The sequence below is a fragment of the Paractinoplanes atraurantiacus genome (assembly GCF_900215205.1).
Taxonomy (GTDB): Bacteria; Actinomycetota; Actinomycetes; order Mycobacteriales; family Micromonosporaceae; genus Actinoplanes; species Actinoplanes atraurantiacus.
Map to the genome: position 1 here is coordinate 62968 of NZ_OBDY01000004.1, position 12574 is coordinate 75541.

Annotated in this window: 11 protein-coding genes and 1 pseudogene; 7 read left to right on the forward strand and 5 right to left on the reverse strand. The window is 69.6% G+C overall.

Annotated elements, in window-relative coordinates; genetic code table 11:
- Window positions 1-98: 98 nt before the first annotated feature.
- The 4 genes and pseudogenes from CRP55_RS12165 to CRP55_RS12180 all read left to right on the forward strand — a co-directional run bounded on the left by CRP55_RS12165 (window position 99) and on the right by CRP55_RS12180 (window position 5268).
- The gene (locus CRP55_RS12165; protein ID WP_245922945.1) at window positions 99-1898 is read left to right on the forward strand and encodes a DEDD exonuclease domain-containing protein; all 1800 of its coding nucleotides are present in this window, start codon (window positions 99-101) and stop codon (window positions 1896-1898) included.
- Window positions 1899-1985: 87 nt separating this feature from the next.
- Complete coding sequence (locus CRP55_RS12170) at window positions 1986-3776, forward strand: RelA/SpoT family protein (RefSeq protein WP_097319976.1); 1791 nt, start codon at window positions 1986-1988, stop codon at window positions 3774-3776.
- Between the two features lie 20 nt (window positions 3777-3796).
- Window positions 3797-4285, forward strand: a pseudogene (locus tag CRP55_RS12175) (NUDIX hydrolase); the annotation flags it as partial.
- Window positions 4286-4428: 143 nt separating this feature from the next.
- On the forward strand, window positions 4429-5268 hold the full coding sequence (locus CRP55_RS12180) for a nucleotidyltransferase family protein (RefSeq protein WP_097319978.1): 840 nt from the start codon (window positions 4429-4431) through the stop codon (window positions 5266-5268).
- Here the strand turns inward: CRP55_RS12180 and CRP55_RS12185 are convergent.
- From CRP55_RS12185 to ctaE, 5 genes are all read right to left on the reverse strand, one after another.
- The gene (locus CRP55_RS12185; RefSeq protein WP_097319979.1) at window positions 5265-5552 is read right to left on the reverse strand and encodes an Lrp/AsnC family transcriptional regulator; all 288 of its coding nucleotides are present in this window, start codon (window positions 5550-5552) and stop codon (window positions 5265-5267) included. The two genes, CRP55_RS12180 and CRP55_RS12185, sit on opposite strands and share 4 nt — an antisense overlap.
- Before the next feature lie 105 nt (window positions 5553-5657).
- On the reverse strand, window positions 5658-7265 hold the full coding sequence (gene qcrB, locus CRP55_RS12190) for a cytochrome bc1 complex cytochrome b subunit (protein ID WP_097319980.1): 1608 nt from the start codon (window positions 7263-7265) through the stop codon (window positions 5658-5660).
- Window positions 7262-8365, reverse strand: a complete 1104-nt coding sequence (gene qcrA, locus CRP55_RS12195) for a cytochrome bc1 complex Rieske iron-sulfur subunit (RefSeq protein WP_097319981.1) — start codon at window positions 8363-8365, stop codon at window positions 7262-7264. Before qcrA ends, qcrB begins: the two co-directional genes overlap by 4 nt.
- Window positions 8362-9210: a cytochrome bc1 complex diheme cytochrome c subunit gene (qcrC, locus tag CRP55_RS12200; RefSeq protein WP_097319982.1), complete on the reverse strand. Its 849-nt coding sequence runs from the start codon at window positions 9208-9210 to the stop codon at window positions 8362-8364. The genes qcrA and qcrC overlap by 4 nt, the downstream gene beginning before the upstream one ends.
- Window positions 9211-9259: 49 nt before the next feature.
- A complete protein-coding gene (ctaE, locus tag CRP55_RS12205; RefSeq protein ID WP_097320326.1) occupies window positions 9260-9859 on the reverse strand; it encodes an aa3-type cytochrome oxidase subunit III in 600 nt (199 codons plus the stop codon).
- Window positions 9860-9967: 108 nt separating this feature from the next.
- Here ctaE and CRP55_RS12210 point away from each other — a divergent pair, with 108 nt between their 5' ends.
- Genes CRP55_RS12210 through trpD form a run of 3 tightly spaced genes read left to right on the forward strand, consistent with a single transcriptional unit; the run spans window position 9968 to window position 12481 of the window.
- Window positions 9968-10942 carry a cytochrome c oxidase assembly protein gene (locus CRP55_RS12210; protein ID WP_097319983.1) on the forward strand — a complete coding sequence of 325 codons (975 nt, stop codon included), beginning with the start codon at window positions 9968-9970 and terminating at the stop codon, window positions 10940-10942.
- A 51-nt stretch (window positions 10943-10993) separates the two neighbouring features.
- Window positions 10994-11419 (forward strand): hypothetical protein, encoded by a 426-nt coding sequence (locus CRP55_RS12215; RefSeq protein ID WP_097319984.1) that lies wholly within the window; start codon window positions 10994-10996, stop codon window positions 11417-11419.
- A 3-nt stretch (window positions 11420-11422) separates the two neighbouring features.
- Window positions 11423-12481: an anthranilate phosphoribosyltransferase gene (gene trpD / locus CRP55_RS12220; protein WP_097319985.1), complete on the forward strand. Its 1059-nt coding sequence runs from the start codon at window positions 11423-11425 to the stop codon at window positions 12479-12481.
- The last annotated feature ends 93 nt before the right edge of the window (window positions 12482-12574 follow it).

The window sequence follows — 12574 nt, forward strand, 5'->3', positions numbered from 1 at the left end:
TTCTCACACCGCGGGCTGCGGAAAAGCTTGTCGAAGCAAGTGATCTTTTATTGGGCCCGGGCCGGAACATGTCGTACCCCCTCTTTAAAGTCCCCGGCGTGGCACAACCGGCATACGTCCAGGGCACTCTGGACACGCTCCTCAGCGCCGACGGCTCGGTCGAGCCGGCGGCGCTCTCGCTCGCCGACACGACCTTCGTCGTGCTCGACCTCGAGACGACCGGCGGCGCGGCCGACGGCGCCGGCATCACCGAGATCGGCGCGGTCAAGGTGCGCGGCGGCGCCGAGCTCGGCGAGTTCCAGACCCTGGTCAACCCGGGTGAGAAGCTTCCGCCGTTCATCACCGTGCTGACCGGCATCACCGAGGCCATGCTGGCGCCGGCCCCGCCGATCGAGTCGGTGCTGCCCAGCCTGCTCGAGTTCCTGCGGGGCGCCGTCCTGGTGGCGCACAACGCGCCGTACGACGTGGGGTTTCTGAAAGCCGCCTGTGCCCGGCACGGCTATGCCTGGCCCAACCCCCGGGTGCTCGACACCGCCGCGATCGCCCGGCGGGCGCTGACCCGCGACGAGGTGCCCAACCGCAAGCTCGGCACGCTGGCCCAGTTCTTCCGCTCGGCGGTCCAGCCCAACCACCGCGCCCTCGACGACGCCCGGGCCACGGTCGACGTGCTGCACGGGCTGATCGAGCGGATGGGCAGCTTCCGCGTGCACACGCTGGGTGACGCGATCGACTTCGCCCGCGCGGTCACGCCCACGCAGCGCCGCCAGCGCCATCTCGCCGACGGCCTGCCGCACGTGCCGGGGGTCTACGTCTTCCGGGCCGCCGACGACCGCCCGCTCTACGTGGGCACGTCGAAAGACATCGCGACCCGGGTACGGAGTTACTTCACCGCCAGCGAGAAGCGGGCCCGGATGTCCGAGATGATCGGCGCCGCCACCCGGGTCGAGGCGGTGGAGTGCGCCCACTCGCTGGAGGCCGAGGTCAGGGAGTTGCGGTTGATCGCGGCGCACTCACCGCCGTACAACCGCCGCTCGAAATATCCCGATCGCGTGGTCTGGCTGAAGCTGACCGATGAGCCTTATCCCCGGCTGTCGGTGGTCCGGTCGCTGGCCGACGACAACGCGGCCTATCTCGGCCCTTTCTCGTCGCGCCGCACGGCCGAGCTGGCCGCGGCCGGTGTCTACGACGCGGTGCCGCTGCGCCAGTGCACCCACAAGCTCTCGCTGCGGACGCCGATCGCCGCCTGTGCGCTGGCCGAGCTGGGCAAATGCCCGGCGCCGTGCGAACACAAGATCACCCCGGAGGAGTACGCGGCGAGCGCCGCCCTGCCCTTTCGCACGGCCACCCACGGTGATCCCGAGCCGGTGATCCGCGCCTTGGTCGACCGGATGGAGGCGCTGTCCGAGCGGCGGCGCTACGAGGAGGCGGCCACCCTCCGCTCGCGCCTCATCGCGTTACTGAGAGCGACCGTCCGCATGCAACGGCTGTCCGGTGTGACCAGGATCGCCGAGATGGTCGCGGCTCGGCGCAACGACGTCGGCGGGTGGGAGATCGTGGTCGTGCGGCACGGCCGGCTGGCCGCGGCGGCCACCTCCCCGCCGTACGAACATCCTCGCCCGACCCTCGACGCGGCCCGGATGACGGCCGAGACGGTCCTACCCGGACCGGGCCCGGTGCCGGCCGCCACGGCCGAGGAGACCGAGCGGATCCTCGCCTGGCTCGAGCGGCCCGACACTCGACTGGTGGAAACTTCCGGCGACTGGGTGTCACCGGTTCGTGGCGCCGCGCGCTTCACTGACCTGCTCAACCGGGCAGAAGCGGCAGCATCGGGCAAAGACTCGTCCGTTCGCTCATCCGTAACTGACCGTTCGGATGACGCTCGCTCGCTTAGGCTGTAAGGCAAGCGAAATCCCGGGCCTGGTTCGCGGGGCTTCGCGGCGATTTGGTTCGCGGCTCGCGGGCCACTGCGGTGAGGGGGTGTCCGGTTGGACGTCGACGCCGGCCACGGCGCCGCCCTGGGACGTGCCCTCCCGAAGCCTGCCTCCGAGTTGACGATCGGTCGCCGCCTGCGGTCCTTCCTGAGCTTTCAGGGCAACGACGACGACCCGGTGACCGTCCTCACGCGCACCCATCGCGCGATCCATCCCTCGGCCGACGCCGGCGTGCTCCGCCGCAGTTACGCCATCGCGGAGAACATGCACCGCGGCCAGATGCGCAAGTCCGGCGATCCGTACATCACGCATCCGCTGGCCGTCGCCCAGATCTGCGCCGACCTCGGCATGGACACGACCACCCTCGTCGCCGCGCTGCTGCACGACACGGTCGAGGACACGAGCTACACGCTGGAGGCGCTGCACGGCGACTTCGGCCCCGAGGTGGCCCACCTCGTCGACGGAGTGACCAAGTTCGACAAGGCGTTCTACGGCAAGGCGGCCGAGGCCGAGACGATCCGCAAGATGATCGTGGCGGCCGGCAAGGACGTCCGCGTCCTGGTGATCAAGCTGGCCGACCGGCTGCACAACATGCGCACCCTCGACGCGCGCTCCCCGGCCAGCCGGGCCCGCATCGCGACCGCCACCCTCGACGTGCTGGTGCCGCTCTGTGACCGCCTCGGCATCCAGGCCCTCAAGCGCGACCTCGACGACGTGGTGCTCTACCACCTGGAGCCCGACTCGTACGCGCGGATCGACGAGCACGTGCGCAACCGCCCGGGCTGGGACGACTACCTGTCCGAGGTGAAAGCCAAGGCGCAGACGGCACTGCGCCGCTCGCGGGTGTCGGCCGAGGTCACACCCCGGCCGAGGCACTACTACTCGATCTGGAAGGACACGGTCGCCGGCGGCCACAAGGTCCCGTTCGACCTGCCCCGCATCGCGGTGATCGTGGACGGCCCCGAGACCGACTGTTACGCGGCGCTCGGCGCCATCCACGGGCAGTGGCGCCCGGTCGCCGGCCGGTTCAAAGACTTCATCGCGTCACCGAAAAACAACCTGTACCGCTCGCTGCACACGACGGTGACCGGCCCGGACGGCCGGCTGGTCGAGGTTCTGATCCGCACCGAGACCATGCACGACTATTCGGAGTACGGCGTAGCCACCACCTACCGTTATCCGAAGTACGCGCAGGACGCCGAGGCCTCCGGGGCCGACCAGCTGACCTGGCTCAAACGGGTCCTCGACTGGCAGCAGGACACCACCGACGCCGCCCAGTTCCTCGCCTCGCTGCGATGTGACCTCGCCGAGGCCCAGATCACCGTCTTCGCCCACGGGCACGCGTTCGAGCTGCCCAGCGGCTCCACCCCCGTCGACCTGGCCTACGAGCTCGGCCCGCAAAAGGGCGACCAGTGCCTGGCGGCGACGATCAACGGCCGGCTGGCCCCGTTGAGCTCCCAGCTCCGGGACGGCGACGTGGTCGAGATCTTCTCCGAGACCGACGGGCACGTCGAGCTCGAGCCCAACGCCCCGCGCGGCCCCCGCAAGGAGTGGCTCGGCTTCGTCAAGTCCAGCCAGGCCCAGCTCCAGATCAACCGCTACTTCGACGAGAAGAACGAGCCCGGCATCAGCATCGCCGACAAGGTGCGACTGGGCCGGGCGACGATCGGGCTGACCCTGCGCAAACACGACCGGGGCCTGGCCAGCGAGGTGCCGCTGCGCCGCCTGGCCGAGGAGCTGGGCTACCCCGACCTCGAGACCATGCTGGTGGCGGTCTGCGAGCGCAACCTCGAGCCGGACGCGGTGGTCGAGCAGCTCATCGCCCTCGTCGACCACCCGGATTAAGGCCCAGTAGCCTTGCGCGTGTGAGTTTCCCTCGGGTCGTACGGGCGTACGCGTATCAGGCTTTCTATCGGCTGCCGAGCGCCGCCCGCCGCCGCATCGCCGGGCTGGTCGCCCCGAGATATCTGGTCGGCGCGGTCGCAGTGGTCCGCGACAGCGAGTCGAGCGACCCCGATCGCATCCTGCTGCTGCGCCAGCCGCCGAACCGGGGCTGGAGCCTGCCGGCCGGCCTGCTGAAAAAGCATGAGCGGGCGGAGATCGGCGCGGCCCGCGAGCTGTTCGAGGAGACAGGCGTCCGCATCGCACCGGGTGATCTGACACCGGGCAACCCGAACGCGATCATCCACCCGGTCGGCGTGGTCGACACGGTGTTCTTCGGCGCGGTCCCCGCCTCCACGACGAAGCTCGCGGTCGACGGCGGCGAGATCCTCGAGGCGGCCTGGTTCCCGGTCGACGACCTCCCCCGCCTGACCGTCAACACGGCCCACCTGCTGAGCCAGTACGGCATCGGCGGCAAGAAGACCGCCGCCCTGGCCGCCGAAAAGGTGGAAAGGGAAGCCGCCGTCTACGACAAGGCCGAGGCCGCCGCCGGGGCCGAGGGCGCCGACGGCGAGGGCGGGGACGCCGCCGGTGGAGCGGGCGGGGCCGGGGACAAGTGACCGAGGTCTGCGGTGTGGTGCTGGCCGCGGGTGAGGGGCAGCGGCTGCGGCCGCTGACCGAGATCCTGCCCAAGGCGCTCTGCCCGGTCGGCAACGTGGCCCTGCTTGATCGGGCGCTGGCCCGGCTGGCCGCCCTCGGGCTGGCCGGCACCGGGAACGCTGCCGTCAACGCGGCCTATCTCGGCGAGCGGGTCGTGGCGCACGTCGGTGAGCGGGCCCATCTCTCCGTCGAGCCGGACGGGCCGGTCGGCACCTCGGGTGGGGTGGGGCGGCTCAAGGGCTGGATCGACGGGCGGGGTGCGCTCGTCGGCAACGCCGACGCGTACCTCTCGGATCCCGGTCGTGAGCCGGGTAAGGACATCGCGGCGCTGCTCGACGGCTGGTCGGGCGAGACCGTGCGGATGCTGACCAAGACCAATCCGCCCGGGGCGACCGGCGGGTTCAGCGGGCGCCGGTTCGCCGGTTTCTCGCTGCTGCCGTGGCGCTACGTCCGCGACCTCTCGACCGAGATGAGCAACCTCGTGCGTACGGTGTGGCGCCCGGCCGAGGCTGAAGGCGCGCTCGAGCTGATCGACTACGCGGGTTCCTACATCGACACCGGGACGCCCGGCGACTACCTCACGGCCAATCTGCACGCCGCGAAGGCCCGCGCCCTCATCGACCCCTCGGCCACCATCACCGGAACCGTCACCGACGCCGTGGTGGGCGCCGGCGCCATCGTCCACGGCGAGATCGAGCGCTGCGTGGTGTGGCCCGGCGCCGAGGTCGCCGCCGGCGAGAAGCTGATCGACGTCATCCGCGCCCCGGGCCCGGTGACGGTCAGCGTGAGGGCCTAGTCGGCGTCGGGGAGGCCGATGGCGAAGGCGTCCTCCAGGTCGTGCTTGGAGTAGGCGCGGAACGCGATGTGCGACTCCGTGTTGACCACGCCGGGGGTCTTGGAGATCTTGCCGGCGATGACCTCGGCGATGTCGTCGAAGCGGGGCACCCGCACGATGGCGATGAGGTCGACGTTGCCGGCCACCGAGTACACCTCGCTGACGCCGTCCAGAGCCGCGAGCGCCTCCGCGACCTCGGGAATCGAGTCGGTGGCGCAGTCGATGTGCACGATCGCGGTGTTCACCAGCGGGCTCCTCGCCTCTGAGGGAGTGGACCGATCAATCTTAGATAGAGAAAGGGGCCCGCCGAAGCGGGCCCCTTTCCTCGTTTTACGTGACAGCGTGCCGGGTCAGCGACCGGACCCGATCTCCTCGCGGTCCTTGCCGGAGACCGGCGGCATACCGGGCGAGACCGGGGCCTCGGCCGGCTTCTCGACCGGGAAGAAGAAGCCCTTGATCGCCGGCGCGAGGGCGCCGACCCGGTTCATCTTCTTCGGGACGACCCAGCCGCCGTACTCCAGAGGCTCGGGGTGCCCGTGGTCGTCCACCGGGCCCAGCGGCTGGTGGACCTCGACGAACTGGCCGTTCGGCAGGCGGCGGATGATGCCCGTCTCCACGCCGTGCGCCAGCACCTCGCGATCGTGCTGCTGAAGGCCGAGGCAGATGCGGACGGCCACCCAGTACATCAGCGGCGGGCCGACGATCAGGCCGATACGGCCGGCCCAGGTCATCGCGTTCAGGCTGATGTGGAACTTGTCGGCGATCACGTCGTTGGCGCCGGAGATCGTGGCGACCAGGAAGAACGTGAACGCCATGGCGCCGATGCCGACCCGCTCCGGGTTGTCGCGGGGACGCTCGAGCAGGTTGTGGATCCGCTTGTCGCCGGACTTGCGCGACTCCAGCCACGGCCAGAGCAGCGGCAACGTGAAGATCACGCCGAGGCCCACGCCGGCCGGCCAGAACAGCGGCGGAATGCTGTAGTTGCCGATGTAGATCTGCCAGTTCGGCATGAGACGGACCAGGCCGTCCATGAACATGACGTACCAGTCGGGCTGCGAGGCCGAGGAGACCTCGGACGCGCGGTACGGGCCGAACAGCCAGATCGGGTTGATCTGGAAGAGACCGGCGAGCAGCGCGATCGTGCCGAAGCAGGCCATGAAGAAGCCGCCCTGCTTGAGCGCGTACCGCGGGAACATGCGCTCGCCGACCACGTTGGTGTTGGTCCGCATCGGGCCCGGCCACTGGGTGTGCTTCTGCTTGAACACCAGGGCCAGGTGGATGCTGATCAGCGCCAGCAGGCCGCCCGGGATGAGCAGCACGTGGGCGATGTAGAACCGGCCGATGATCAGGTGGCCCGGGAACTCGCCGCCGAAGACGGCGGCGGAGAGCCAGGTGCCGATGATCGGGAAGGACAGCATGATCGCCGACGCGATGCGGAGACCGGTGCCCGACAGGCCGTCGTCCGGCAGCGAGTAGCCGGTGAAGCCGGCGAAGAAGCCGAGGAGGAACAGGATGATGCCGATCACCCAGTTGATCTCGCGGGGCTTCCGGTAGGCGCCGGTGAAGAAGATGCGCGCCATGTGCACGACGATCGACGCCATGAACAGCAGCGCCGCCCAGTGGTGCATCTGCCGCATGAACAGGCCACCGCGAACCTCGAACGACAGCCTCAGCGACGACTCGTAGGCGGCCGACATCTCGGTGCCGCGCAGGGCCGAGTACGGGCCGTCGTACGCGACCTCCTTCATCGACGGGTCGAAGAAGAGGGTCAGGAAGACACCGGTCAGCAGCAGGACGATGAAAGAGAAGAGCGCGATCTCGCCGAGCAGGAACGACCAGTGGTCAGGGAACACCTTGTTGAGCAGGGCCCGCAGCGGGGTCGCCGCCTGGAACCGCTCGTCGGTGCCTCGCGCGACGGCCACCGGGGCCTGCGCGAGGTCTACTTTGCGCCGCTTCACGGCCGCTCCCAGAAGTCAGGTCCGACAGTGTCCTTGAAGTCGGACTTTGCCACGAAGTAGCCCTCGTCGTCCACGCCCAGCGGCAACATCGGCAGACGGCGGCTGGCCGGGCCGAAGACCGGCTGCGCGTTGCGGGTGATGAGGAACTGCGACTGGTGGCACGGGCAGAGCAGGCGGTTGGTCTGCTGCTCGTACAGGCTCGCCGGGCAACCGGCGTGCGTGCAGATCTTCGAGTACGCGACGTAGTCGCCGTACATCGAGCCGGCGTTGCGCCGGTCGGCCTCGGCGTTGCGCCGGGTCTCCTCGGCGTCGTCGGCCCGCAGGTGGATCAGCAGGGTCGGCGAGTCGGCGAACTCGTTGGTGGCGCCGTGCGGGATGCCCGGGAAGACGGTCGCCTGGCCACCGGTGCTGATGTCCTCGGGCCGGATCGGGGTGCCGTCCTCGCGGGCCAGCCGGACCGGCTGGCCGTTGTTGTGCACCGGGTTGAAGCCGGTCGAGAACAGCGGCGGCGGCGAGCCCTTGTGCGGGTTCTCGATGAGGCCACCGATCAGCGGGGCCGCGGCCACGATGCCCAACGGCGCGGCGGCGAGGCCGATCGCGCCCTTGAGCAGCGGGCGGCGCTGCACACCGCCGGCCAGCTCGTCGCCCACGAAGAGCGCGGTCTGCCCGGTGATCAGTTGCTCGTCGCTGGGCGACGCGCCGTCGTGCCGCGCCTGGATCGAGACCTCGTGCGGCAGCAGCTTCTTGGCCCAGGCCAGGATCGCGAAGCCGAGCGCGAACAGCGAGACGCCGAGGCTGATGCCGAGGATCGGCGTGTAGAAGTCGCTCATGGTCTCGCCGAGCTCGAACCGCCACGGCCACCAGATGTAGGCGGCCAGGAAGACGAGGGCGGCCAGGCCCGAGAGCATGAAGAGCAGCGCGATGTTGCGGACGACCCGCTTCTCCGCCTTCGAGTCGCGGCCCTGGAACTGCGACTCGTAGGTGATGATCTCGATCTCGTCGCGGCGCAGGCCCTCTTTGACGATGTCGAAACGCGTCATCTTCGGGTCGTGGACATCGACCGGCTGGGCCGGCTCGGTGTCGTGGTGCACAGTCGTCATGACTTCCCCGCAATCCACAGCGCCGTGAAGACCAGCAGCGTGATGCCGACCAGGAAGACGGCCACGCCCTCCGTCGACGGGCCGTAACGGCCGAGGTTGAACAGGCCACCCGGGTCACGGTCCTGCTGCAGCTGGAGCGTGATGTAGGTGATGATCTCGCGCTTCTCGTCCGGCGTGAGCTGGTTGTCGCCGAACACCGGCATGTTCTGCGGGCCGGTCAGCATGGCCGCGTAGATCTGCTCGGGCGTGGCGTCGTGCAGCGCCGGCGCGAACTTGCCGGACGACAGGGCGCCACCGCCACCGCCGAAGCCGTGGCACGAGGTGCAGTTGACCCGGAAGAGCTCGCCGCCGCGGGCCAGCGCCTCGGGGTTGGACTCGAGGTTCTCGACCAGCTCACCCTGCGGGATCTGGGGGCCTCCACCCAGCTCCTGGATGTACTGGGCGAGCTGCTTGGTCTGCGTCTCGTCGAACTGCGGCTTCTTCTGCTCGGCCTGAGCCTCCTGCCGGACCATCGGCATGCGGCCGGTGCCCACCTGGAACTCGACGGACGCGGCGCCGACGCCGATCAGGCTCGGTCCCTTGTCGTCGACACCCTGGGCGTCGCGGCCGTGGCAGCTGATGCAGCTGTTGTCGAACAGCTGCTTGCCCTCGAGCGCGGCGGCCGACAACTGCCGGTTGTCCTCGGCGAAGGCTCCCGGGGCGAAAGCGGTGTAGATGCCGCCGGCGAGCGCGAGGGCGGCGAGCATGCGCACCGCCGCGCCGAACCGCCGGCGCGCCCGGCTCGGCGCCTTGCGCCCCCGGGAGAACACCCTGAGACGCCGCTTGGCGGGGGTGTCTGAAGTCATGGGCTGAGTCCCTCTGGGTTTTGACCTGAAGCTCATGGACGGATGCGGGCTACTGAAGCCAATAGATCATGGCGAACAGCGCGATCCACACGATGTCCACGAAGTGCCAGTAGTACGACACGACGATCGCCGAGGTGGCCTGCGCCGGGGTGAACCTACCCATGGTCGTACGGATCATGTAGACGATGAACGCGATCAGACCGCCGGTCACGTGCAGGCCGTGGAACCCGGTGGTCAGATAGAACATCGAGCCGTAGCCGTCGCCGTTGAGCTTGATGCCCTCGTGGACGAGGTTGCGGTACTCGTTCGCCTGCCCGAGCACGAAGATCAGGCCCATCACGAAGGTGATGGTGAACCAGCGACGGAGCGCGAACACATCGCCCTTCTCCGCGGCGAACACGCCGAGCTGGCAGGTGACCGAGGAGAGAACCAGGATCACCGTGAACGTCGTCGCGTACGGAATCTCGAGGTGCTGCGTGTGCTCTTCCCACAACTCGGGCGCTGCCGCACGGATCGAGAAGTACATGGCGAACAACGCCGCGAAGAACATGAGTTCGCTGGAGAGCCACACGATCGTGCCGACGCTCACCATGTTCGGTCGCGTCAGCGAGTGGATCCTGCTCTTGTCGATGGCTGAGGCCGCTGTCACGAGGCTCATTATTGCCCCGCGATCAGTCCAAGGTGATGCGGGGGGTCGAATCCGTCATGAGATTCCAGCCCGGAAGAAGTGGTCCCGACCGGATGGGCCTAGCCTCGAATGGTGCACCTAGCCGAAACGCCCACACTCGCCGCGTCCAGCGGGGATACTGTCCTTCCGCCGTTCACCCCGGCCGCGATCTTCACCGAGATCCACATCGGGAGCCTGGTCGCACTGTTCCTCGTGGTGGCGGCGGCGCTGTACGGCTACGGCGTCTACCGGCTACGACTGCGCGGCGACCACTGGCCGGCGGGCCGCACGGTGGCCTTCGTCGCAGGTGGACTGGGGTCCATCGCGGCCGTCACGGTGACCGGCATCGAGAAATACGACACGGCGCTGCTCTCGGTGCACATGGTCCAGCACATGACGCTGTCCATGGTCGGGCCGATCTTCCTGGCCCTGGGCGCGCCGGTGACGCTGGCCCTGCGGGTGCTGCCCACGAGCCCGCGCAAGACGCTGCTGGCCGTGCTGCACAGCCGGGTGGCCCGCGTCCTGACGTTCCCGCTGGTCGCCTTCGGCATCTTCGTGGCCAACCCGTTCATCCTGTACTTCACCGACCTCTACCGGCAGACGCTGCTGCACCCGTGGCTGCACGAGTTCATCCACATCCACTTCATCGTCACCGGCTGCCTGTTCTTCTGGCCGCTGCTGGGCCTCGACCCGCTGCCCAACCGCTGGCCCTACCCGGGCCGCGCGCTGCTGATGGTGCTGTCGGTGCCGTTCCACACCGTCCTCGGTCTGACGATCATGCAGGCGAGCACGCTGCTGGCCGGCGACTACTACCCGAGCCTGGGCCTGAGCTGGGCCGATCCGAAGGCCGACCAGGTCACGGCGGGCGGCATCCTCTGGGCCGGCGGTGAGATCGTCAGCGTCACGATGCTGGGCATCCTGGTGTTGCAGTGGATCCGCCAGTCCGAGCGCGAGGCCCGCCGGATCGACCGCGCCCTCGACCGCCAGGAGGCCGAGGAGCGGGCGGCTGAAGCCAAGATCACAAACGTGGAAATCGCCGGGCGACCGGGGTCCGACACCGAGTAGTGAGGTCCGTTACGATCGGGCAGCACCTACGACGTGAACCGGGGCCACATTATGAGCGACGAGTACACGGTTTTGCTCTACAGCGACGATCCCGCGGTGCGCGACCGGATCCGGCTCGCCATCGGCGAACGCCCGGCGGCCGACCTCAAGGTCGAGTTCGCGGACGCCGCCACCTGGGAAGACTGCCGCAACCTGCTCGACAAGTACGAGATCGACCTGATGGTCCTCGACGGCGAGGCGGCGCCCGCGGGCGGCCTGGGCATCGCCCGGCAGACCAAGGACGAATACGCCACTCCCCCGCCGGTCTGCGTGGTCATCGCCCGCGCGGCCGACCGCTGGCTCGCGGCGTACTCGCAGGTCGACCAGACCCTGGTCGCCCCGCTCGACCCGGTGACCACCGGGCAGACCGTGGCCGCGATGCTCCGGGCCCGCCGTGACGGCGCGATCCCGCTGGGCACGCTCGGCAAGCTCGCCTGAGACATGGGCTCACGCACCTGGCCCAACCTGACCATGGCCCTGCTCCGCGGCGAGGAGCTGGCCTCGGCCGACACCGCCTGGGCGATGGGCGAGATCATGGCCGGCAACGCCACCCCGGCCCAGGTCGCCGGCTTCGCGATCGCCCTGCGGGCCAAGGGTGAGACGCCGGGCGAGCTGGCCGGCCTGGTCGAGGCCATGCTCGACAACGCCACACTGGTCCCGCTGCCCGACGACGTCCGCACCTCCGCGGTCGACGTCGTCGGCACCGGCGGCGACCGGGCCAACACTGTGAACATCTCCACCATGGCGGCGATCATCACGGCCGCTTCGGGTGTGACGGTGGTCAAGCACGGCAACCGCTCCGCCTCGTCCACGACCGGCACGGCCGATCTGCTCGAGCGCTTCGGCATCCCGCTCGACCTGGGCCCGGCCGGCGTGGGCCGCACGGTGTCCGAGGCCGGCATCGGCTTCTGTTTCGCCGCCCGGTACCACCCCGGCATGCGCCACGCGGCCGTGCCGCGCCGTGAGCTGGGCGTGCCCACGTTCTTCAACGTGCTCGGCCCGCTGACCAACCCGGCCCGCCCGACCTCGGGCGCCGTGGGCTGCTTCGACATCCGGATGGCGCCGGTGATGGCCGAGGTCTTCGCCCGGCGCGGCGACTCGGTGATCGTGATGCGCGGCGAGGACGGTCTCGACGAGTTCACCACCGCGGCGCCGACCCGGGTGTGGACGGCGAGCGGCGGCAAGGTCGAGGAGCTGGTGATCGACGCCGTCGAGCTCGGTCTGCCCCGCTCCGAGCCGGCCGCCCTGCGCGGTGGCGACTCGGCGTACAACGCCGACGTGGCCCACCGCACCTTCGCCGGCGAGCACGGCCCGGTCCGTGACGCCGTCGTGGTCAACGTGGCGGCCGCCCTGGCCGCGCAGAGTGGCTTCCCCGGCGACCTCAGAGACACGCTGCGGGCCGGAATAGCGCGAGCCCAGGAGACGATCGACTCCGGGGCGGCCACGGCGCTCCTGGAGCGCTGGGTGGCGGCCGCACAGGCGGCCAAGGCCGCCGAATAGGGCCGGACAAACGGATTCACAGGTAACACGCCGTCGCTAATCCGCCACGATGCCCCATTTCCGTGGCAGCGTCTGAATTGAATTCGGGTAAAT